The sequence below is a fragment of the Sphingomonas paludis genome, from assembly GCF_053502515.1.
Genome location: NZ_CP187558.1, coordinates 742,176 through 764,326, shown reverse-complemented (window position 1 = coordinate 764,326; position 22,151 = coordinate 742,176). Strand labels below are relative to the sequence as shown.

Annotated in this window: 21 protein-coding genes; 5 read left to right on the top strand and 16 right to left on the bottom strand. The window is 67.8% G+C overall.

Annotated elements, in window-relative coordinates:
- Positions 1-47: 47 nt before the first annotated feature.
- The 4 genes from ACPVPU_RS03640 to ACPVPU_RS03625 form a co-directional block, all read right to left on the bottom strand.
- Positions 48-899, bottom strand: a complete 852-nt coding sequence (locus ACPVPU_RS03640; RefSeq protein WP_448659579.1) for a glucose 1-dehydrogenase — start codon at positions 897-899, stop codon at positions 48-50.
- A gap of 419 nt (positions 900-1,318) precedes the next feature.
- Positions 1,319-2,356 carry a GGDEF domain-containing protein gene (locus ACPVPU_RS03635; RefSeq protein WP_448659578.1) on the bottom strand — a complete coding sequence of 346 codons (1,038 nt, stop codon included), beginning with the start codon at positions 2,354-2,356 and terminating at the stop codon, positions 1,319-1,321.
- Between the two features lie 168 nt (positions 2,357-2,524).
- Positions 2,525-3,061, bottom strand: coding sequence for a peroxiredoxin (locus tag ACPVPU_RS03630; RefSeq protein ID WP_448659577.1), 537 nt, complete (start codon positions 3,059-3,061; stop codon positions 2,525-2,527).
- Between the two features lie 58 nt (positions 3,062-3,119).
- Positions 3,120-4,286 carry a phospholipase A gene (locus tag ACPVPU_RS03625; protein WP_448659576.1) on the bottom strand — a complete coding sequence of 389 codons (1,167 nt, stop codon included), beginning with the start codon at positions 4,284-4,286 and terminating at the stop codon, positions 3,120-3,122.
- A 76-nt stretch (positions 4,287-4,362) separates the two neighbouring features.
- Between ACPVPU_RS03625 and hisN the strand changes: the two genes are divergently transcribed.
- Positions 4,363-5,148 (top strand): histidinol-phosphatase, encoded by a 786-nt coding sequence (gene hisN, locus ACPVPU_RS03620; protein WP_448659575.1) that lies wholly within the window; start codon positions 4,363-4,365, stop codon positions 5,146-5,148.
- 254 nt (positions 5,149-5,402) lie between these two features.
- Here the strand turns inward: hisN and ribA are convergent, their stop codons facing one another.
- The 4 genes from ribA to ACPVPU_RS03600 all read right to left on the bottom strand — a co-directional run bounded on the left by ribA (position 5,403) and on the right by ACPVPU_RS03600 (position 10,535).
- On the bottom strand, positions 5,403-6,437 hold the full coding sequence (gene ribA, locus ACPVPU_RS03615) for a GTP cyclohydrolase II (protein WP_448660403.1): 1,035 nt from the start codon (positions 6,435-6,437) through the stop codon (positions 5,403-5,405).
- Between the two features lie 29 nt (positions 6,438-6,466).
- A complete protein-coding gene (locus tag ACPVPU_RS03610; RefSeq protein ID WP_448659574.1) occupies positions 6,467-7,261 on the bottom strand; it encodes an exodeoxyribonuclease III in 795 nt (264 codons plus the stop codon).
- A 247-nt stretch (positions 7,262-7,508) separates the two neighbouring features.
- Complete coding sequence (locus ACPVPU_RS03605; protein WP_448659573.1) at positions 7,509-8,129, bottom strand: LolA family protein; 621 nt, start codon at positions 8,127-8,129, stop codon at positions 7,509-7,511.
- Between the two features lie 75 nt (positions 8,130-8,204).
- Positions 8,205-10,535 carry a DNA translocase FtsK gene (locus ACPVPU_RS03600; protein ID WP_448659572.1) on the bottom strand — a complete coding sequence of 777 codons (2,331 nt, stop codon included), beginning with the start codon at positions 10,533-10,535 and terminating at the stop codon, positions 8,205-8,207.
- Between the two features lie 126 nt (positions 10,536-10,661).
- Here ACPVPU_RS03600 and ACPVPU_RS03595 point away from each other — a divergent pair, with 126 nt between their 5' ends.
- Both ACPVPU_RS03595 and ACPVPU_RS03590 read left to right on the top strand, forming a co-directional pair.
- Complete coding sequence (locus ACPVPU_RS03595) at positions 10,662-11,909, top strand: UbiH/UbiF/VisC/COQ6 family ubiquinone biosynthesis hydroxylase (protein ID WP_448659571.1); 1,248 nt, start codon at positions 10,662-10,664, stop codon at positions 11,907-11,909.
- Positions 11,906-13,003 (top strand): AI-2E family transporter, encoded by a 1,098-nt coding sequence (locus tag ACPVPU_RS03590; protein WP_448659570.1) that lies wholly within the window; start codon positions 11,906-11,908, stop codon positions 13,001-13,003. Before ACPVPU_RS03595 ends, ACPVPU_RS03590 begins: the two co-directional genes overlap by 4 nt.
- A gap of 114 nt (positions 13,004-13,117) precedes the next feature.
- On the opposite strand, the gene ACPVPU_RS03585 is transcribed toward ACPVPU_RS03590, so the two are convergent.
- The 6 genes from ACPVPU_RS03585 to hemC are packed head-to-tail and all read right to left on the bottom strand — an operon-like array spanning position 13,118 to position 18,504.
- Complete coding sequence (locus tag ACPVPU_RS03585; protein WP_448659569.1) at positions 13,118-14,236, bottom strand: CaiB/BaiF CoA transferase family protein; 1,119 nt, start codon at positions 14,234-14,236, stop codon at positions 13,118-13,120.
- Positions 14,233-14,757 carry a GNAT family N-acetyltransferase gene (locus tag ACPVPU_RS03580; protein WP_448659568.1) on the bottom strand — a complete coding sequence of 175 codons (525 nt, stop codon included), beginning with the start codon at positions 14,755-14,757 and terminating at the stop codon, positions 14,233-14,235. The genes ACPVPU_RS03585 and ACPVPU_RS03580 overlap by 4 nt, the downstream gene beginning before the upstream one ends.
- On the bottom strand, positions 14,757-15,941 hold the full coding sequence (locus ACPVPU_RS03575; RefSeq protein WP_448660402.1) for an acyl-CoA dehydrogenase: 1,185 nt from the start codon (positions 15,939-15,941) through the stop codon (positions 14,757-14,759). The genes ACPVPU_RS03580 and ACPVPU_RS03575 overlap by 1 nt, the downstream gene beginning before the upstream one ends.
- Positions 15,942-15,964: 23 nt before the next feature.
- The gene (locus ACPVPU_RS03570; protein ID WP_448659567.1) at positions 15,965-16,888 is read right to left on the bottom strand and encodes a hypothetical protein; all 924 of its coding nucleotides are present in this window, start codon (positions 16,886-16,888) and stop codon (positions 15,965-15,967) included.
- Positions 16,889-16,918: 30 nt separating this feature from the next.
- Positions 16,919-17,584, bottom strand: coding sequence for a uroporphyrinogen-III synthase (locus ACPVPU_RS03565; protein ID WP_448659566.1), 666 nt, complete (start codon positions 17,582-17,584; stop codon positions 16,919-16,921).
- Positions 17,581-18,504 carry a hydroxymethylbilane synthase gene (hemC, locus tag ACPVPU_RS03560; protein ID WP_448659565.1) on the bottom strand — a complete coding sequence of 308 codons (924 nt, stop codon included), beginning with the start codon at positions 18,502-18,504 and terminating at the stop codon, positions 17,581-17,583. Before hemC ends, ACPVPU_RS03565 begins: the two co-directional genes overlap by 4 nt.
- 37 nt (positions 18,505-18,541) lie before the next feature.
- Between hemC and tsaD the strand changes: the two genes are divergently transcribed.
- Both tsaD and ACPVPU_RS03550 read left to right on the top strand, forming a co-directional pair.
- Positions 18,542-19,723: a tRNA (adenosine(37)-N6)-threonylcarbamoyltransferase complex transferase subunit TsaD gene (tsaD, locus tag ACPVPU_RS03555; RefSeq protein WP_448659564.1), complete on the top strand. Its 1,182-nt coding sequence runs from the start codon at positions 18,542-18,544 to the stop codon at positions 19,721-19,723.
- On the top strand, positions 19,720-20,700 hold the full coding sequence (locus ACPVPU_RS03550) for an NAD(P)H-dependent glycerol-3-phosphate dehydrogenase (protein ID WP_448659562.1): 981 nt from the start codon (positions 19,720-19,722) through the stop codon (positions 20,698-20,700). The genes tsaD and ACPVPU_RS03550 overlap by 4 nt, the downstream gene beginning before the upstream one ends.
- Here the strand turns inward: ACPVPU_RS03550 and ACPVPU_RS03545 are convergent, their stop codons facing one another.
- Both ACPVPU_RS03545 and ACPVPU_RS03540 read right to left on the bottom strand, forming a co-directional pair.
- Positions 20,701-21,057 carry a DUF4440 domain-containing protein gene (locus tag ACPVPU_RS03545; RefSeq protein WP_448659561.1) on the bottom strand — a complete coding sequence of 119 codons (357 nt, stop codon included), beginning with the start codon at positions 21,055-21,057 and terminating at the stop codon, positions 20,701-20,703.
- Between the two features lie 61 nt (positions 21,058-21,118).
- Entirely contained in the window at positions 21,119-22,138 is a 1,020-nt protein-coding gene (locus tag ACPVPU_RS03540; RefSeq protein WP_448659559.1) for a sensor histidine kinase, read from the bottom strand.
- Positions 22,139-22,151 lie beyond the last annotated feature (13 nt).

The following is a 22,151-nucleotide window of genomic DNA, read 5'->3' as shown; positions in this document are numbered from 1 at the left end:
ATGCCGTGGCGGAGCGGACGGGCAACTGCCGGTCCGCTCCGGACGGTTCATCCGTTGACGACCGTGCCGCCATTGGGATGCAGCACCTGGCCAGTCATGTAGCTGGCATCGTCGCACGCCAGAAACAGGAAAGCGGGCGCCACCTCGTTCGGCTGGCCGGGTCGGCCCATAGGCGTCGATTCGCCGAAATGGGCCAGCTTTTCCGGGGTTGCGCCCCCCATCGGGTTCAGCGGGGTCCAGATCGGGCCAGGCGCAACCCCGTTCACGCGAATGTTCCGTTCCGCCAGATTCTGCGACAGCGCGCGGGTAAAGGACGTGATCGCCCCCTTGGTCGATGAATAGTCGAGCAGTTCGGGCTCGCCCTGATAGCTGGTGACCGACGTGCAGTTCACGATCGCCGATCCGTCCGACAGATGGGGCAGGACCGCTTGGGTCATGAAGAACATGCCAAAGATGTTGGTCTGGAACGTCCGTCGCAACTGATGTTCGGTAATGTCGGCGATGTCCTTGTCAGGATGCTGTTCGCCGGCATTGTTGACCAGGATATCGATGCGCTCGAAATGATCGACGACCTGGGCGACGGCGGCATCGCAGAACGCCTTGTCACCGATATCCCCGGCAATCGTCAGTGCCCGGCGACCCTCGGCCTCGACGATCCGCGCGGTTTCGGCAGCATCCTCATGTTCGCTCAGGTACAGGATCGCGACATCTGCACCTTCACGGGCGAACAGCGCGGCGACGGCGCGGCCGATGCCGCTGTCCGCCCCGGTGATCAGGGCTACCTTGCCTGCCAGTCGATCCGATCCGGGATGGCGCGGCTGCCATTCGGGCTTGGGCGTCAGTTCCGCCTCGGAACCGGGTAGCGCGTCCTCGCGAACGGGGTCGATGATGTCTGACATGGGCCGTCTCCTTGCAGGGGCTGCACTGGGAACGGCCGCAGGGCGAGATGGGTTCCCGCCAATTTGGCCCCGGTTCGGGCGGGTCAGCGCCGGGGAATGCGCTCCCGCCCGAAGGGATTGGGGGTCATGGCCCCGGTCACGCGATCGGCAGCACCGGGGTCGCCGACGCGACAAGGACGACCGTGACGAGCAGCGCGCCGAACACCGAAACCGCCTGGCGCATCACGTTGGAAACATTGGTCATTGGAAAACTCCCTGATTTTCCGGCGTGTCGGACCATTCCGCCGCCGATGCCAATGGATTTGCAGGGAGCGTGCCAGTTTTCAAAGTCGTTGTATTGCAGATACTTAGGGGATCGCAGCGCAGAAGATGGCGTCAGGCGCCGAAAATTTTGCGGATTTGACGCCGATTTACAGCAATTATTGCCAATCGACGCAGATGCGGTTGCGGCCATCCTCTTTCGCGCGGTACAATTGCATATCCGCGCGCAGGCAGACGTCGGACAGCGGCTCGCCGGGAAGCAGGCGGGTCATCCCGCCCGAAAAGGTCAGTTCGCCCACCGGCATATCCGTCTCGCGCAGGCGATAGCGTTTGCGGGCAACCATTGACCGGGCTTCGTCCAGCATCCGGGCGGCAGCGTCGGCGTCCATTCCGGCGAACAGCAACGCGAACTCCTCGCCGCCATAGCGCGCGACGAACTGGCCGCTGCAATGGGTCGACAGCGTGCTGCCGATCGCCTTCAACACGCGGTCGCCGACCGCATGACCGAACTGGTCGTTGACCGACTTGAAGTGGTCGATATCGCAGATCGCCACCACCACGGGCTCGCCGGCGGCGGCACGCGCCTGGAACGCTTCTTCGAATGCCCGGCGATTGGGCAGGTCGGTCAGGGGATCGCGGCGGGCATTGTCGCGCGCTTCCTCCAGTTTGGCACGCAGCTCGCTTGCCTCGCGGGTGGCCTGATCGAGCCGGGATTCGGCGATACGGACGCGCTCCAGCATCGATCCGGTCACGAACTTGACCTTGTCGATCACCTGTTCGAACAGGTCGCCCTCGGTAGAGGGATTGGCCATAGCGGCTGCGCTTTCGGCGAGGTCGCGGCCGAAATCGGCGGTTTCGACCTGCATCAGCCGCATCATGTCCTCGAACCCCTGCACCTGCATCTGGGCACGGGCGACCAGCCCTTCGACCAGGCGGCGCTTTTCGGTCGAGGGATCGGTAGCTGCCGGCCCGGATTCGATCTGGCCGCCCAGCTGCTCGACCTCCTGGCTGGTCAGCCGGATGCTGCCGTCGGTGAGCCGCGCCACCGCCTGTGCGACCGCGCTGTCGGGATCGCTGAGCACATGATAGGCGAAGGTATAGTTGGTGGGGGTCGGCTCCAGCCGCTGATCGACCAGGAATTCGCCGATGCGATCGAACAATGCCGAACCGCCCGTCGATGTGTCAGATCGAGTCATGGCAGCGTGACCGGCCACAGCCTTCCTTTCCGAACGATTGCCTGCAAATCAGGCCAATCCGCGATTGTTACGCCATCGACCTACCCATCAATGCCTAATTTCCGGTGAGCAAGCGGTTAACGACCCGGTAAAGGTCGCACCGCTTGCACTGGACTGTCGCGCCGGGTGTCAGCGGGCGCGATAGGCCTTTACCGCCGCCAGCGTCTCGCGGATGTGCGACATCGGGCTCATGTCGCTGTGCGCCAGCAGCACGCGGCCATCGGGCGCGATGACATAGCTGGTGCGGTTGGTGATCGCCCGGCCGTTCATTTCCCGACCAAGCGCAACGTCGAACTGCTTCACCAGCGCCGGGCTGGCGGTGGCGACGCGAAACTTGCCCGCGCAATGTTCGTTCGAAAAGCGCTGCAGCGTCGGCACGTCGTCGGCCGACATGCCGATCACCGTCGCGCCGGCCGCCGTGAACTGATCCAGCTGATCGGCAAACGCCTTTGCCTCTGCATTGCAGCCGCTGGTGAAGGCGGCGGGAAAGAAATACAGGACCACCGGACCGCGCTTCAGCTCGGCCTTCAGGTCCACTTTCGTCACTTTGCCCGCCATCGCGCCCTGTGTGACGAACATCGGCGCCTTGGCCCCCTGCTTCAGCGCGGCGGCGGCCGGCATGGCGACAAGGGCAGCGGCGATCAGGGCAAGGGCAATACGGCGCATGGCGTTCACTCCGGAAAGGCGTTTCGGCCGATCTAGCCGGGCGCGCGATGGATGTCGATTACCGCACAAAGGCTATTCCAAGACGCGCGGCGGTGGAGCGCACGCGATAGTCGCTAAGATTTTCGCCGAAACCCGTAAACACCTGACCGAAGACGGCAATACCCACGCCGCCCCCGATGCGGTTCAACGGATAGGAGACGAACCCCTCCACCGCGCCGCGCCCGATTGCCGGGTTGCCGCGCATCGTTGCTGCGAGTTTCAGCCCGTCTTCCTGTGCAACGCCCGCGCCGACGGCCCCATAGCCCCAATAGTCCGCCAGATCGGGGGCGATCCCCTGAGTCCCGACATAGAACCACGCCTGGGGCGTGACGCTGGCCGACCAGCCATCGCCAAGGTCGAAGCTGCGAGTGACGCGCGCATAGATGCGGTTGGCATCGATCGACCCCGCCGGTCCCTTGCCGTTGGAATCGTGCCGCCACCCGACCGCGCCGTTCCAGCCATCGGCCAGCCGCTGCTGCCAGAACACTTCCGGGCTGTACAGCTGTTCGCGGATCGGGCCGGAGGGCTCCTGAATCGCCCAGAACAGCGTCTGCGTCCATGCAACGCGCAAACTCGACAGCGCGCTGTCATCGGCAAAGGGTTGAAAGGCGAGGCTGAGTTGCAGCTTGGCCCCGTCATCGCCAGTCCCGAATGCGCCATACACCGGCTCGTGCGGCCGAAACCGGGTCAGGAAGCCGCGATCGGCCGCCGGGCCGGCATCGGGCATGACCGTTTCGGCTTCGGTATCGCGATCGGACTCCACGACCCCGCCATCCGCAGGGTCGGCCTCACTGGGGGGCAGGTCGACCGATTCGACCGGGCTGGTGGGTAGCGGCGCGCGGATGGGATCGGCAGGTGGCGGCGGCACTGCGGGCATGGAAGCCCGGGCCAGCGCAACGGCACGCGGATCGACATTGCGATACCGGGCGCGGACAAAGCCGCCCGCCGGAACGGTGACGGTTGCATCCCCCTCCCGAAACAGGGTCAGCGCAGCGCCGTCCGCAGCGATCACCGACATGCGGGTGGGCAGCGGGACCTCGGCCGGTTCCGGCCCCTCATTCACCACAAAGACCGGGACACCGCCGACGGCCGCAACCGCATCGGCGGGGCGATCGGGCAGGATGCGGGTCTGTGCCGCCAGAGGGATCGGCGCGAACAAAAAGGCGGCGGCAAGCAGGATGCGCATGACAACCGGGTGACAGCTGCGTGTTGCGTTTGCGTGACGGGCTGGCCCTTGGACCGGCAAGCGGCTAGCAGGCGGCATGGCTGTTTCCTCCCACGATCTTGCCCTGGCCGGCCAGCTGGCCGATGCGGCAGGCACCGTCATCCGTCGATATTTCCGCGCCGAAGCGGGCCTTAGCACCAAGGCCGATTCGTCGCCCGTCACCCTGGCCGACCGCGAGGCCGAGGAAGCGATGCGCCGCTTGCTTGTCGCCGAACGGCCCAAGGACGGCATCGAGGGCGAGGAGTTCGGCGTGCGCGAGGGGACGAGCGGACGCGTCTGGGTGCTGGACCCCATTGACGGGACGCGCGCCTTCATTGCCGGACGGCCGATTTTCGGCACGCTGATCGCGCTGATCGAGGATGGCTGGCCGGTCCTGGGCGTGATCGACCAGCCGGTGCTGAACGAACGCTGGGTCGGCGCGGTGGGGCGGCAGACGCTGTTCAACGGCAAGCCGGCGCGGACGCGGACCTGCCAAGCGCTGGCCGATGCGCTGCTGGCGACGACCAGCCCGGCGCTGTTCACCGACGATCAGCTGCATGCGTTCGAGCATCTGGACGGCGCGGTGCGATCGACCGTGCTGGGCGGGGATTGCTACAACTATGCCAGCGTCGCCAGCGGCTGGATCGACGTGGTGGTCGAGGCGGGATTGAAGCTGCACGATTTCGCCGCGCTGGTGCCGGTGGTCGAGGGCGCGGGCGGGCGGATGTGCGACTGGTCGGGCGATCCGTTGCATGCGGGCAGCAACGGCGAGGTCGTCGCGGCGGGCGATCCGGCGCGGATCGACGACATCCTGGACGCGCTCGCCTGTCGCGGCGGGCACTGATTCGGGCGCTGGTTCGGGCGTGCGGCGATGCGCCCCTGGTGGTCGGAAGGTGGCGAAGGTGGTGCTACGTCGGCGAAAATCGCCCCCTGATCGTTCCCGCAGGCGGAATTGCACAGACGGACCGGGCGCGTCGACGCGTCATGCCGACCAGCTAAGCAGGGCAAGTCCAACATTGGAAGCGTTCGGGCGGCGGCGGTGCTGGCGCAGATCCTTCGACAGGCTCAGGATGGGCGAGGGCGGGATAGGGCCCGGCCCTAAAGCTGGTGCCCGGTCCGGTCGCGCTTGGTGGCGAGGTAGCGTTCGTTGTGCGGGTTTGGCGGCAGCTTATGCGCCACGCGCTCCGCAACCTGGATCCCTGTCGCCTCCAGCCCGGCCACCTTTTCCGGGTTGTTGGTGAGCAGGCGCACCCTGTTCTGCCCCATCAGCGCCAGCATCCGCGCCGCCACGCGGAAATCGCGGGCGTCGATGGCAAAGCCCAGCCGGGTATTGGCATCGACCGTGTCATAGCCCTGATCCTGCAGCGCATAGGCGCGCAGTTTGTTGATGAGGCCGATGCCGCGCCCTTCCTGACGCAGGTAAAGAAGGATGCCCCAGCCATTGGCCTTGATCGCGGCCAGTGCCGCCTGAAGCTGAGGGCCACAATCGCATTTCAGGCTGCCGAGCACATCGCCGGTCAGGCATTCGCTGTGCAGCCGGACGAGCGGCGGATTGCCGTCCGGCTGACCGATCAAGAGCGCGACATGTTCGCCCGGCCCCTCCGGCGTGCGAAAGGCGACGATCTCCGCATCTTCGGCAACCGCGACCGGCAGGCGGGCGCGCGTGGCGATGGTCAGGCGGACGGGATCGTCATGGGCGGCGATGTCGTCGGGCGTGATCGCATCGGGATCGGCCGGATCGCCAAGGCCTGCGAAAAAGGCGGGCAGCAGCCCGGCATTGCGGGCCAGGATTAGCGCGGCGGCAGCGGCGGCGGGCGCATGACCGGGAATGGCGCGGAACGGCCCCTTCATCGGCGTCGCCAGATCCAGTTGCGGGTCGGCAAGCGCGGTGGCGATGCGCAGGTCGATCCAGGGCGCGCGTTCGACCCAGACGGGCGCATCGGGCGCAGCAGCCGCCCGCTGATTGGCGAGCTTGAGCGTTGCGGCCCGGCCGAAACTGATCAGGATCGCCGTCTGGTCCGCCGCGTCGAACGCGGCCAGCCGCCCCGGGTCCGCCGTCTCGATGGCCAGCAGCGACAGGGCACCGTCCGGCCCCGCCAGCGTGACCGGCCAGCCCCGGCGCAGCGCATCCATGGCGCGCGCGACCCGGCGGGCGGGATCGATCAAAGGTCGAACTCGGTTTCGATGGGGATGTGATCGGAAGGCTTCAGCCAGCTGCGGCAGGGTTCATGGACGCGGTGGGCGACCGCCTTTGCCGCGACATCGCGGCTGGCCCACATATGGTCGAGCCGGCGGCCGCGATCCGACGCCTGCCAGTCCTTTGCCCGGTAACTCCACCAGGTATAGAGCCGCGCCGGGGCGGGCACGAAGTGACGGCCGAGATCGACCCAGTCGTTCGCCGCCTGCAGCCGGGCCAGCGCGTCCACCTCGACGGGCGTATGGCTGACCACGTCGAGGAGCTGCTTGTGGCTCCACACATCGCTTTCCAAGGGCGCGATGTTGAAGTCGCCGACCAGCAGCACCGATTGGCCCGAAAGCCCCGCCGACCACTGGGTCATGCGTTCGATGAAGTCGAGCTTCTGCCCGAATTTCGGGTTCACGTCCCGGTCGGGAATGTCGCCGCCTGCGGGCACATAGACATTTTCCAGGCGCAGGCCGTTCGCCAGCCGGACGCCGATGTGCCGCGCCTCGCCATTCGCCTGCCAATCCAGCCGGTCGTCCTCGGCCAGCGGCACGCGGCTGATGACGGCGACCCCGTGATGCATCCGCTGGCCGTTGATGGCGATGTGATCATAGCCGTGCGCCTTGAACGGGGCGTGCGGGAAATCGCCGTCGATGACCTTGGTTTCTTGAAGGCAGAGAATGTCGGGCGCCGATTCCCGCAGGAATTGTTCGACAATTTCCATGCGGAAGCGGACGGAATTGATGTTCCACGATGCGATGCGCAGGCTGGCCATGCCGCGGATGTAGCGGGCCCGGATGGCTTTCGCCAGATTGGCGGGAAGGCTTTGTTGGGTTGCTGCACCGGCCTGAACCAGAAACGTAAAGGCCCCTGTTCCGGGGGCATGGAACAGGGGCCAACCGTGCGTTCGTCACGCAGGCGGTGGGAACCAGGCCGGGCAACAGGGGGGAATCCCGGTCGGTGGTTCCGCCACCGCCATCCTTCTATCCCCGCCAAGCTTGCGTGAATATGAACGGATGCGTTCAACCCGGGCGGGTCGGCTTGCGCGGTTCGTTGAAACGGAAGCTGTTGTCGGGGATGGCGACGTTGAACTTCTGCTGGCTGAGGCGGATCGTGGTGCGATTGCTCTGCGAATCGGTGGCCACCCATCCCTGCAGCATCAATCCGGCCGGAGCCGATGCGTTGCGCACGAAGATCAGCCGGATGCGGCCATATTCGGGGCGCTTGGGATCATAGGCCTCGACCGTGACGACGCCCGGATCGACGCTGGGCACGATGCGGGCATATTTCGATGCGTCGCGATCGGGGTTGAGCAGGATCGACAGCGGCGAATTGCCGACCGGCCAGCGCTGTTTCTGGCCCACCTGATAGTCCAGGAAATAGAGCGATTTGCCGTCGCTGACGATCAGCAGCGGCACGCCCTTTTGATACTGGAACCGGATCTTGCCGGGCTTCTTCAGGGTGAGCGTGCCCGTCAGCACCTTGCCGTTGCGATCCTCCTGGCTGAATGCCGCAGTCATGGTTTCGGTTGCCGACAGATGGCGCTGAACATCGGCCAGCGTCGTCCCCTGGGCCTGGGCGTGGATGGCCACGGGCGCAGCCAGGGCGGACAGCGCGAGCGCGGTGCCAAGGGATCGGAACATCGGGGTCATTCTCCAGATCATTCGGGCGGGCTAGCCGGGCGGCATTGAACGCGCGGTGAACCCATCGGGTTGCGCTCAATTGAGCGGGCGGCCGTCCTCGTCCATCAGTACCTCGCGGCGGCCGACATGATCGGGGCGGCCGACCAGCCCGTCCTTTTCCATCCGCTCGATGAGGCGCGCGGCGGAGTTGTAGCCGATGCGCATCTGGCGCTGGAGCCAGCTGGTCGAGGCTTTCTGGTTCGACGCGACGAACATGATCGCCTGGCGATACTGGTTGTCCTCCGGGCTTTCGCCGTCGACGGGCGAACCGTCGAGCGCGAAGCCGCCATCCTCCGGCTCCTCGGTCACGGCGTCGATGTAATCGGGTTCGCCCTGGGCGCGCCAGTGATCAGCCACGGCCTGCACCTCCTCATCGCTGACAAAGGGGCCGTGGATGCGGGCGAGTTGCTTGCCGCCGGACATATAGAGCATGTCGCCCTTGCCCAGCAGCTGTTCGGCGCCCTGTTCGCCCAGGATGGTGCGCGAATCGATCTTGGACGTGACGTGGAAGCTGATGCGGCGGGGCAGATTCGCCTTGATGACGCCGGTGATGACGTCGACCGAGGGGCGCTGCGTCGCCATGATCAGGTGGATGCCCGCCGCCCGCGCCTTTTGCGCCAGCCGCTGGATCAGGAACTCCACCTCCTTGCCTGCCGTCATCATCAGGTCGGCGAGTTCGTCGACCACGATCACGATCTGCGGCAACGGCGTCAGGTCGAGGATCTCCTCCTCATAGACCGGCTTGCCGTCCTCATAGCCGACCTGCACCCGGCGGCCCAATTTTTCGCCCTTGGCGCGGGCGGCCCGGACCTTTTCGTTGAAGCTGGCCAGGTTGCGGACATTGACGTTCGCCATCATCCGATAGCGTTCCTCCATCTGCTCGACCGCCCATTTGAGCGCGCGGACGGCCTTTGGCGGCTCGGTGACGACATCGGCGAGCAGGTGGGGGATGCCCTTGTAGATGCTGAGTTCCAGCATCTTGGGGTCGATCATGATCATCCGGCACTGATCGGGGGTCAGACGATAGAGCAGCGACAGGATCATCGCGTTCAGGCCGACCGACTTGCCCGACCCGGTGGTGCCCGCGACCAGCAGGTGCGGCATGGGAGCCAGATCGGCGATGACGGGATCGCCCGCGATATTCTTGCCCAGCACGATTGGCAGCTGGGCGTTCAGATCCTCGAACGACTGGCTGGCGACCAGTTCGTGCAGGCTCACCATCTCGCGGTTCGCATTGGGCAGTTCGATGCCGATGACGCTGCGGCCCGGAATGGTGGCGACGCGGGCGGAAATCGCGCTCATGTTGCGGGCGATGTCGTCGGCCAGCGCGATCACGCGGCTGGCCTTGATGCCCGCCGCCGGTTCCAGTTCGTACATGGTGACGACCGGGCCGGGCGAGACCTTCACGATCTGGCCCTTGACGTTGAAATCGTCGAGCACGGTTTCGAGCAGGCGCGAGTTGCGTTCCAGCGCGGCGCGGTCCGCGCCGGCATTCTTGCGCGGCGGCGCGGGCTTGAGCAACTCGATGGGCGGCAGGGTGTAGCTGTTGTCCTTCAGGTCGAAACTCGCCTGAACCGGCTTGGGCTTGGCGATGGCGGGCGGGGCCGGGCGGTCGGCGATGACCGGCGCGGGGCGCGGATCGACCAACACCGGGCGGCGGGGTGCGGGTTCGTCGGCCGGTTCGTCCTCAGGCCCGTCGACATCGAACGGCACGTCGGCGGGGATGCGGGCGCGCGCAGGGACAGCGGTCGGCGCGGCCTTGCGCGGCAGGCTGGGCAGGCGCAGCGACGGGCGCGGCCAGACCAGCGACAGCGCACGCGATACCAGCATCAATCCGGCGATGCCGCTGACCAGCGACAGCACCCGCGCACCCCACAATACCGCCAGCGGTTCGCCCGACAGAGCGATCAGCGCGCGGACGGCACCGGCGATGCCCAGCCCGATCACCCCGCCCCAGCCCGCCGGCAGATCGGCCATCGCATCGCGCCACAACAGGCCGAGGGCGATGCCGGCCAGCACCACGCCGATCAATCCGTTGCGCACCGTCGCCTGCCATCCCGTCAGGTCGTCGCCGCGCACCAGCCGCCAGCCGATCACTGCCCCCAGCGGCAGCAGCAACGCGCCCGGCACGCCGAACAGGAACAGCGTCAGTTCGGCAACATAGGCACCGACCACCCCCATCCGGTTGGCGACCATCCCCCCGGCGGCGGTGTTCAGCGCCGGATCGCCGGGCGAATAGGTCGCCAGGGCGACGGCGAGCAGGACGGTCGCGATGAGCAGCACCGCGCCCCCGACCAGCGCCAGGCTGCGCATCGCGCCGTCGCGGATTGCCGTGCGCATCAGCATGGGGGGCGTGCGGCTGGCCATGGTCGAAGTCCTGCATTGATGACGAGGTGTAGGCCGCAGAGTCTCGCTTGGGGCGAGTCCTGCGTCAAGCAGGCAAGACCGAAGGCGGCATTGGCAGCGGCCACGCGCCGCATTAGATGAAGCGCCATGGAACAGACCGACGGCGCCGCCGCAACCGCCACCGCAGATGTGCTCATCCTTGGCGGGGGGCTGGTCGGCAGCGCGCTCGCCATCGCGCTGGATGCGCATGGCCTGTCGTCGATCGTCGTCGACCCCGCCGATCCGGAGGTGATCCTGGCCGCGTCGTTCGACGGACGCGCATCGGCGGTGTCGAGTTCGAGCTGGCGGATGCTGTCGGCCATCGGGGTTACCGGCATCATCGCCGAGCATGGATGCCCCATCACCGCGATCCGCGCGACCGACGGACTGGCACGCGGCACGCTCGACTTCCTGACCGAGGGCGGGGACGATGCGCTGGGCACCATGGTCGAGAACTGGCGGCTGAAGACCGCGCTCTATCAGGGCGCACGCGACGCAGCGCTGGTGGATCAGCGGATGAAGACTCGCGCGGTCAAGGTCGATCGCGGACCGTACGGCGTCACCGCGACCTTGAGCGACGGGACCAGCGTTCGCGCGGCGTTGCTGGTAGGAGCGGATGGCCGCCCGTCCCCCACGCGCGAGGCGGCGGCGATCCCGGTCGCCCGCTGGTCGTACGACCATGTGGCGATGATCACCGCATTCCATCACGAAATCCCGCATAACAATGTGGCGTTCGAGATTTTCTATCCCGCAGGTCCGTTCGCCATCCTGCCGATGCTGGACGACGAACACGGGCACCGGTCTGCCCTGGTCTGGACGGTGGAGGCGGCCGAGGCGCCGGGGATGCTGAAGCTGTCCGAGCGCGCCTATCTGGCGGAGGCGGAAAAGCGGATGGGCGGCGTGCTGGGCAAAATCTGGGGTCTTGCGCCGCGATCCAGCTATCCGCTGGGCTTTCACCATGCGGCGCGGATCACGGCCGAGCGGCTGGCACTGGTCGGCGATGCGGGCCACGGCATCCACCCGATTGCGGGCCAGGGCGTCAATCTGGGCTTTCGCGATGCCGCCGCTCTGACCGAGGTGCTGGTGGAGGGCAAGCGACTGGGCCTCGATCTGGGCGACCCGCAGCTGCTCGACCGGTATCAGCGCTGGCGTGGTCTCGACACTTTCCTCGTCGCGCTGGCGACCGACAGCTTGACGCGCATCTATGGCGTGCCGGGCAAGGCCGCGTCTGCCATCCGCCGGTTCGGGATGAGCGCCATCGACAAGCTGCCCCCGATCAAGAACCGGCTGATGGCCGAGGCCCGCGGCGAGAGCGGCAAGCTGCCCCGGCTGCTGAACGGCGAGCGGATCGCGTGACCATCGACCGGGGGAAGGTAGAACAGGGCGGGCTGTTCCTGTTCCTGGCGCTGGCGACGATCGGGTTCGTGCTGATCGTGTCGGGCTTTATGGGCGCGCTGCTCTGGTCATCGCTGGCGGCATTGCTGTTTCAGCCGATGTTCCAGCGGGCGCTGGCGCGGTGGCCCGGGCACCGCAACATCGCCGCATCGGTCACGCTGCTGATCATCACCGTTGCCGTCGTCATTCCGGCCATCGTCATCGCGACGATGGTGGTCGATCAGTCAGCGGGCGTGTTCAACCAGATTCGCAGCGGCCAGATCAATTTCGCGGTCTATTTCGAACAGGTGCACGATGCGCTGCCTGCACGCATCCAGAGCTGGCTGGACAGCGCCGGATATGGCAGTTTCGAGCGCGCCCGGGCCGAGTTGACCCGCGTGGTCAGCCAGAGCGCGTCGATGCTGGCCGGGCAGGCGCTGTCGATCGGGGCCAATGCCGCGACCTTTTTCCTGGTGTTCGGCGTCGGCCTTTATGTCACCTATTTCCTGCTGCGTGACGGAGAGATGATCGGGCCGTCGGTCGTCCGCGCCCTGCCATTGGAGCGGGGCGTGGCCGACCGGCTGGCCGAACGGTTCGTCGTCGTGGTGCGCGCGACGATCAAGGGGTCGGGGCTGGTCGCGCTGGCGCAGGGTGCGCTGGGCGCGATCACCTTCTGGATCGTCGGCCTGCCCGCATCGTTGCTCTGGGGCGTGCTGATGGCCATCGCCTCGCTGCTGCCCGCCATCGGCCCGGCGATCATCTGGGTGCCCGTCGCCATCTATCTGTTCGCCGTCGGCCTGATCTGGCAGGGCGTGGTGGTGGTCGTGTCGGGCGTCGTGCTGATCGGGCTGGTCGACAACATCCTGCGCCCATTGCTGGTCGGACGCGACACCGGCATCCCCGACTGGGTGATCCTGGTGACGACGCTGGGGGGCATCGAGGCGCTGGGGCTGAGCGGCATCGTCGTCGGCCCGCTGGCGGCGGCGCTGTTCATCACCGGGTGGCAGGTGCTGACCGAGATGCGGGGCGAGGAGGTGGAGACCGACGCTACCCCCCATCCCGTTCGTGTCGAGTAGGCGTCAAGCGAAGACGAGACGCCGTATTGAGACAGGCGCCAATGCTGTCCCTCGATACGCCTTCTCGACAGGCTCGAAGGCTACTCGGGACGAACGGATCATCGGATCCCGTTTTTACGACGAATAAGGCCGCGCCGGGCTTGCCCCATCGGCCACCATGCGCTGTCCGTCGATGACGATCGGGCTGGCCAGGCCCGGCAGGCCGTCGGGGCGGATCGCCAGCCCGCGTGCCACGACCTGCGGATCGGCAAAGGTTTCGGGGATGGTGTTGATCGGCCCGGCCGGGATGCCGGCCCGTTCCAGCGCTTCGTACAGATCCGCCTTGCGCCAGCCCCGGATGGCATCGGCGATCGGCGGGATCAGCGCCGCGCGGTTGGCGACGCGGGCGGGATTGGTGGCGAAGCGGGAGTCAGCCGCCACCCCCTCCAGCCCCAGCACGGTGCACAGCCGGGCGAATTGCGCGTCGTTGCCGACCGCGACGACCAGCGCCCCGTCCGCCGTCTCGAACGCCTGATAGGGGGCGAGATTGGCATGGCCATTGCCAGCCCGGTGCGGCGTCACCCCGCTGGCCATCCAGTTCAGCGCCTGATTGGCGAGGACCGCAACCTGTGTGTCGAGCAGCGCCATGTCGATATGCGCACCCTTGCCCGTCGCATCCCGCTGACGCAGGGCGGCAAGGATGGCGACGGCGGAATAGACGCCGGTGAACAGATCGGCATAGGCGATGCCCGATTTCTGCGGCGCGCCATCCGGCTCGCCGGTCATCGACATCGCCCCGCCCATCGCCTGGATGATGAAGTCATAGCCGGCGCGCGGGGCATAGGGGCCGGTCTGGCCGAAACCGGTAATGGAGCAGGTGATCAGGCGCGGGTTGAGCGCGCTCAGGCTGGCGTGGTCGAGCCCGTAGCGGGCAAGCCCGCCGACCTTGTAATTCTCGATCACCACGTCGCTTTCCATGGCGAGCGCGCGCACCTGCGCCCGGCCATCCGGCGTGGTGATGTCGATGAAGCGACTGATCTTGCCGCGATTACAGGCGTGGAAATAGGCGGCATCGAGGGGTTCGCCGTCAGGCCCGGTGACGAAGGGCGGACCCCAGTGGCGGGTGTCGTCGCCTGCGCCCGGCCGCTCGACCTTGACGACCTCCGCCCCAAGATCGGCGAGCAGTTGCCCACACCATGGCCCGGCCAGGATGCGCGCCAGTTCGAGCACGCGGACCCCGGCCAGCGGCTTCACGGGCGGGCGATCTCGTACACGACATGCGGCTTTACTTCGCCCGCCATCACCCGGTCCTGGGTGCCGGGGCGTAAGCCGCCGCCGATCTTTTCCATCGCCCGGCGCGAGCGGATATTGTCCGCGCCCACCATGAATGTCGCGGTGCGGACATATCGGTGGATGTGATCCAGCATCAGCCGCTTGATCTCGCGGTTGTAGGTGCCGCCCCAATAGGCGCGGGCGATGAAGGTCCAGCCGATCTCGATCTCGTCGGCGTGCGGCAGCCAGTTGTCATAGCGGCTGTACCCCATCACCGCACCGGTCGCCCGGTCGAGGATGGTCAGCGCCCCGCCCGATGCCTGGCCCACATCGAAAAAGGCGCGGAACACCGGTTCCTGCCAGCGGTCGTGCGCCGGATGGACTTCCCAGATCAGCGGATCGCTGGCGATGGCGAACAGCGGGTTGTAGTCGGCAGCGACCGTCGGGCGGAGCCGGACCAGCTCGCCCTCCAGCACAGGCTGACGATCGGGGATCGCCGTCATCAGAAGGCGGCGATGCCGGTGATCGCCCGGCCCAGGATCAACGCATGGACGTCATGCGTCCCTTCATAGGTGTTGACCGTTTCCAGGTTGATCGCGTGGCGCATCACATGGAATTCGGCGGAAATGCCGTTCCCGCCGTGCATGTCGCGCGCCTGGCGCGCGATGGCCAGCGCCTTGCCGCAATTGTTGCGCTTGATGATGCTGATCGCCTCTGGCGCGAGCGTACCGTCGTCGAACATCCGCCCTGCGCGAAGCGCGGCCTGAAGCCCCAGCGCGATTTCGGTCTGCATGTCGGCCAGTTTCAGCTGCACCAGCTGATTGGCCGCGAGGGGCCGGCCGAACTGGTGCCGGTCGAGCGTGTACTGGCGGGCGGCGTTCATGCACGCCTCGGCCGCGCCCATCGTGCCCCATGCGATGCCGTAGCGCGCGCGGTTGAGGCAACCGAACGGCCCCTTCAGCCCCTCGACATTGGGGAGCAGCGCGTCCTCGCCCACCTCGACCCCGTCCATCACGATTTCGCCGGTGATCGAGGCGCGAAGGGACAGCTTGCCCTCGATCTTCGGCGCGGACAGGCCCGCCATCCCCTTTTCGAGCACGAAGCCGCGGATCTTGCCGCCATGCGCGTCCGATTTCGCCCATATGACGAACACATCGGCGATGGGCGAATTGGTGATCCACATCTTCGCGCCGGTCAGCCGATAGCCGTTGGCGGTCTTTTCGGCGCGGGTGCGCATCCCCGCCGGGTCGCTGCCCGCATCCGGCTCGGTCAGGCCGAAACAGCCGACCCATTCGCCGCTGGCCAGTCTGGGCAGATATCTCCGCTTCTGCGCCTCGGACCCATATGCGTTGATCGGGTGCATCACCAGGCTGGACTGCACGCTCATCGCGCTGCGATAGCCCGAATCCACCGCCTCCACCTCGCGCGCGACCAGGCCATAGGCGACATAGCCCAGGCCAGCGCCGCCATATTCCGGGGAAATGGTCGGGCCGAGCAGGCCAAGCTCGCCCATTTCGTGCATGATCGCCCGGTCGAAGCTTTCGTCGAGAAATGCGCGAGTGACGCGCGGCAGCAGCCGTTCCTGCGCATAGGCGCGGGCAGCACCCTGCACCATCCGCTCCTCATCGGTCAGCTGGGAATCCAGGCCGAAGGGATCGGCCCAGTCGAAACGGCCCATATCGGCCATCATCCGCTCCTGTATCGTCTTGTTCAGGTGCCGGGGACCGGCACCGGTTCTGCGGGCGTCTCTATCGCAGGGGCGCTGGGCAGGGAAGGCGTGGCAGGCAGTGCTGGTGCGATCACCCGCCCCTGGATCGCCGCCGTTTCCAGGGCATTGAGCGCGCGACGCGCCTCGATGAAGCGGCCGGCGGCTGCCATCCAGGCACTGGCATCGGATGCGCCGGGCATCCGGCTGACCTCTGCCAGCGCGGCCTCAACCTGCCCTGCATCCAGCAGGCGGCGGGCACGGGCCAGCCGGTCGGAGGGCAGCGTGCTCTGGGCCGTTTCCTGGCGGACGATAACCAGCTGGCCCAGTTCGCGGCGGAGCGCATCCCACCAGCTTTCGGACCGGCCCTGTGCCAGCAGACGCGGGGCGAGCGTGTCGAGCGCGGCGCGCAGCTCCTCGATCGTCACCGGTTCGCGCGCGGCGGCGACAACGGTGGAAACCGCCTGTGGCTCGGACGCGGAGAAACGCGTGCGCAGCTGCCCCTCGACATAACCGAGCGCCAGGCCACGATCGATGGCACGGCGGGCGGCAAAGGCGATCAGCAGGCTTTCGGCGCGGCTGGCAAAGCTGGAGGCGAGGCGGGTGTCGGTGTCGACGCTGGCCAATCGCTGTTCCAGCCCGGCGATCCGTTCGGCCAGTTCGGTTTCGCGCGCCTCCAGCGCAGCGACGCGGCTGTTGCGCTGGGCCGGGTCAAGCTGGGGATCGTCGGACGCCGGGCTGGGCAAGGGTGCCGGCTGATCGGCCGGATTGCGCCAGCGATCGAATTGCGGCCCGAAATACCAGAACGCAGCCGCCATCGCGGCCAGCCCGGCGACAAAGGCAATGAGCACACCGAGCCAGCCGCCGCGCGACGCCCGGCCGGGCTGTACGGACGACGGGCTGATCGGATCGCTGGTCGGCATCATCATGCCCGCTTATCCCCGTCGCGCCGCACCGGGTCAATCGTCCAGCGCAAGGGCGGCGTCGAGCAGTGCCGCCTCGCGCGGGCGGGCGGCAACGGCAAGCGCGGCCCAGCCGGTGCCGCAAACGGCCGCCGCGCTTTCGCTGATCGCTGCGACGGCAATCGCCGTCCGGTCCAGCCCCTGTTCCCTGACCAGCATATCCAGCCGCGCGCCGGCCGCAGGCGAATGGACAAGGACGATGGCGCCCATAATCGCGGCCAGATCGGGGGTCAGCGGCACCATGTGGTAGACGGGGACGGTCGCCCGCACGACCGCCGGTGGCAGGGGGCGGTGATCCTGGCCAGCCAGATGCAGTGCGGCGCGGATGCCGCGTTCGATCGCCAGTTCGGCCAGCGCCTCGGCATCGCCGCCGCCGGTCGCCGAAACGTTCAGCCCGGCCGCAATCGCCGCATCCGCCGTCGCCTCCCCCACCGCCAGCACGGGCAGGTGCGACAGGGCGCCCAGCCCCGGCCCGGCCAGCCGCGCGGCATTGGCGCTGGTCAGGACGATGGCATCAAAGGCGATGGGGTCCGGCACGGACCATGCCAGCGGTTCTGCCCCGAACAGCGGCGATGCGATGGCGCGCCGCCCCGCCCGCTCGATCCGATCCACCGTCGCTGCATTGCCCGGTTCCGGGCGGAGCACGGCGATGGGCCGGATCATTGCCCCGCGAACAGCCGGGCGACGGGTTCGGGCGCGCGGGCGAGCAGGTCGGCGGCCAGCGCCTCCGACATGGCGATGTCGCCGATGGCACCGCTGGCCTGTCCGGCCACGGTTTCGGCGCCGTCCATGCTGAACAGCTGGGCCTTGAGCACCACCTGATCCCCCTCGATCCGGGCGAGCGCGGCGACGGGCGAATGGCAATCCGCGCCCAGTGCCGCGAGCATCGCCCGCTCTGCTCCGACACAAATGCAGGTATCGGCATGGTTGATCGCATCGATGATCGCGCGCGAGCGTTCGTCCTCCCCCCTCACCTCGATGCCCACAGCCCCCTGCGACGGGGCGGGCAGCATCACGTCGAGCGGAACGGCCGTGCCATCGGCCTTGCCCAGCCGTTCCAGCCCGGCAGCAGCCAGCAGCGTCGCATCCACCGTGCCGCCCGATACCGCCGCCAGCCGGGTGTCGACATTGCCGCGTAGGAGCGTGATCGACAGATCCGGCCGCAGGTTGAGCAGCTGCGCCGCGCGGCGCGGCGAGCTGGTACCGACTACCGCGCCGGGTTTCAGCGCATCGATGCTGTCCGCCCCGATCAACCGGTCGCGCACATCGGCGCGCGGCAGCATGGCGGCAAGCGCGATCGGCGTCGGGCGGATCGTCTCCACGTCCTTCATCGAATGGACACAGGCATCGACCTCGCCCTCCAACAGCGCGCGGTCCAGTTCCTTGGTCCACAATGCCTTGCCGCCGATTTCGGCGAGCGCCCGGTCCTGAACCCGGTCGCCGGTCGTCTTGATGACGACGATCTCTACATCCGCGTCATCCCAGCCATGCGCGGCGATCAGCGCGGCGCGGGTCATGTTGGCCTGAGTGAGTGCCAAGGGGGAGCCGCGCGTGCCGAGGCGGAAGGGAGCGGAGAGAGCCATGGCTTGTGCTAGCGGGTGGCGGGGCTAAGGGAAAGCCATGCTGATCCTGGGTCTTGAATCGAGCTGCGACGAAACCGCCGCCGCGCTAGTGACCGGCGACCGCCGCATCCTGGCGCACAAGCTGGCGGGGCAGGAGGCGGCGCACGCGCCCTATGGCGGGGTGGTTCCCGAAATCGCGGCGCGCGCGCATGTCGAGATGCTGGGGCCGCTGATCGAACAGGCGCTCGCCGAGGCAAACGTCACGCTGGGCGATGTCGATGCCATTGCCGCGACGGCCGGACCCGGCCTGATCGGCGGGGTGATGGTGGGTCTCGTCACCGGCAAGGCGCTGGCGCTGGCGGCGGGCAAGCCGCTGATCGGGGTCAATCATCTGGAGGGCCATGCGCTCAGCCCGCGGCTGGCCGATGCGGATCTGGCCTTTCCCTATCTGTTGCTGCTGGTGTCCGGCGGGCATTGCCAGTTGCTGCTGGTGCAGGGCGTCGGCCAGTATCGGCGGCTGGCGACGACCATCGACGATGCGGCGGGGGAAGCGTTCGACAAGTCGGCCAAGCTGCTGGGCCTTGGTTACCCCGGCGGACCGGCTGTCGAGCGGCTGGCGGCAATGGGCGATCCCCAAGCCGTGCCGCTACCCCGCCCGCTGGTCGGCACGGGCGAGCCGCATTTCTCGTTCGCGGGCCTGAAAAGCGCGGTGCTGCGCGCGGTCGAATCTGGGCGCCATCGGCCGGAGGACATTGCGGCATCGTTCCAGCAGGCAGCGGTCGATTGCCTGGTCGATCGCACCCGCATCGCGCTGGGCAAGGTGTTTTCCGCGGCCACTGCCGATCCTCTCCTGCAAGGGGAGGTGGCAGGCCGCAGGCCTGACGGAGGGGTGACAAGCCATCGTGAGGACGACACCCCTCCGTCGCGCTCCGCGCGCCACCTCCCCTTGCAGGGGAGGATCATGGATGGCAACGCGCGCCCAACCGCGCTGGTCGTGGCGGGGGGCGTCGCGGCGAACAAGGCGGTGCGCGGTGCGCTGGAGGCGCTGGCGACGGCGCATGGCCTGCCCTTTGTCGCGCCGCCGCTGTGGCTGTGCACCGACAATGCGGCGATGATCGCCTGGGCCGGGGCGGAGCGGTTCGCCGCCGGGCTGACCGATCCGCTGGACCTGCCCGCCCGGCCGCGCTGGCCGCTGGATCCCGATGCAGCGCCCGTGCGCGGCGCAGGGGTGAAGGCATGAGCGCGCCCGTCGGCGTCATCGGCGCGGGCGCGTGGGGCACCGCGCTGGCGCAGGTGCTAGCGATGGCGGGGCGCGACGTGCGGCTGTGGGCGCGCAACGCGGCGGTGATCGACGCGGTTTCGACCACGCGCCAGAACGACCTGTATCTGCCGGGCGTCGCGCTGTCCCCGGCCATTGCGATGACCGGCGAGCTGTCCATGCTGGCGGATTGCCGCGCCGTGCTGGTGGTGACCCCGGCCCAGCAGATGCGCGGCGTGCTGGCCGGGTTGCCCCCGATCGCCGCGCCGCTGATGCTGTGCAGCAAGGGGATCGAGGCAGGCTCGCTGAAACTGATGCACCATGTCGCCGCCGAAGCGGTGCCGGGTGCACCGATCGCCGTGCTGTCCGGCCCGACCTTTGCCCATGAAGTCGCAGCGGGAAAGCCGACGGCGGTGACGCTGGCGGCGGCGGATGCGGCGCTGGCCCGGGATCTGGCCGCACTGATCGCCCTGCCGACCTTCCGCCCCTATGTCACCGACGACATGACCGGGGCGGAGGTGGGCGGCGCGGTCAAGAATGTACTCGCCATTGCGTGCGGCGTTGTCGAGGGGGCGGGGCTGGGCCAGAATGCGCGCGCCGCGCTGATCGCGCGCGGCTTTGCGGAAATGACGCGGTTCGGCCTGGCGCTGGGTGCGCGGGCGGAAACGCTGGCCGGACTGTCGGGGCTGGGCGACCTGGTACTGACCTGTTCATCGACCAGCAGCCGCAACTTCTCGCTCGGGCTTGGCCTTGGTCAGGGACGGCGGGCCGCCGATTTGCTGACCGACCGGCGGACGGTGGCGGAGGGTGCATCCACCGCGCCGGTGCTGGCCGAGGCCTCCCGCGCCGCCAGGGTCGAAATGCCGGTGGTCGATGCGGTCTGCGCGCTGCTGAACGGGGCGGACGTGGCCGACGTGATCGGCGCGCTGCTCGCCCGCCCGCTCAGGAGCGAAGGTTGATCAGGCGACGGGCGGTACCGTTTGCTGATGCTGAACGACCCGCCATTCTTCGTGCGCCAGCCGGCGATAGGTGGAGGTGCACCAGGCGGTATAGGCTTCGCCATCGCCGCGCGATGCCACGGCCTTGTATCCGATCACGATCAGCCCTTCCTGCGGGCGCATCACCTGCCGGTCGGACAGGGTGACCTGTGCCCAGCGCGGCGTTTCGCTGACCGCGGCGATCGCCTGTTCGCCGGTCATCACATGGGGTTCGGCCGGGACGACCATGACGCATTCGGCATCGATCGATTCGCGGTAGTGATCGGCATCGCCGGTCCACAGGCTTTCTTCGAAGGACCAGATGCGGGCGTCGTCCATGCTGCTTCTCCGTCTTGGGGGATATCCTTCCTCAAGCGCGGGAAGCGCCGCTTCGTTCCGTTCAGGCGGGCAGGACCAGGCGGGCGGTCGTGCCGCTGGACGCGAAAAGTTCGAACGTGCCGTTCAGTTGCCTGGCCAGCATCGCGGCGATGCGCAGGCCCAGGCTGTCGCTGTTGGCCAGATCGAAGCCATCGGGCAGGCCGTGGCCGTCGTCGCTGACATCGACCTGCATCTGCCCACTCCCATCCCGGCTTAGCAGCACGCGGATCATGCCCGCATCTCGCCCGGCAAAGCCGTGTTCGATCGCATTGGCCATCGCCTCCGCCACGATCAGCGCCAGGGGCACCGCCTGATCCGGCGAAACGGCGGCATCCTGTTCCGCCTCGATCCGGCATTCGATGCCGGTCTGGCCGCTCGCCTCGACAATATCGGCACAGAGCGGTTTCAGGAATTCGTGCAGCGAACGGGCGGCGCCGTCGGCATGATAGAGCTGTCGGCTGATCCGGCCGATCAGCGCCAGCCGGCGAGCAGCCTCGTCCAGCGCGGCCTGCGCCTGCACATCGGCGACGCCGCGCCGCTGAAGCGACAACAGCCCGGCCGCAACCTGCAGATTGTTCGACACGCGGTGCTGAAGTTCGTTGAACAGGAGCGCACGCGTTTCGGCCAGCGAGCGGCTGACCTCGCGCTCGGCCGCCAGACCGACATTGGCCTGTTGCAGGAAATGCACCAGCAGGATGTCGGTGCCGACGACGAATGCGTAAAAGGCGAGCGCGACCAGGCCCGATCCTTGCAGCCGGAAACTGCCCAGTTCGGGGATGAAAAAATACCAGGCGACCAGGCCGCACAGTACCGCCGACACCAATCCCATCCGCACGCCCAGCAGGAACGAGACGAGGATGACGGCCGGGAAAAAGGTGACATAGGGAAAGCCGGAGGGCAGCAGCGTATCGGTGGCGAAGCGCAGCGCGATTGCCACGCCGCTCATGATCAGCGTCAGCGCCAGCGCGACGGCGGGCCGATCCGCAAACAGGGGCAGCCGCTCGAGGAAGCGTTGCCGTTTTCGAACATGCGTCGACTGCATTCAGCCCCCTTTT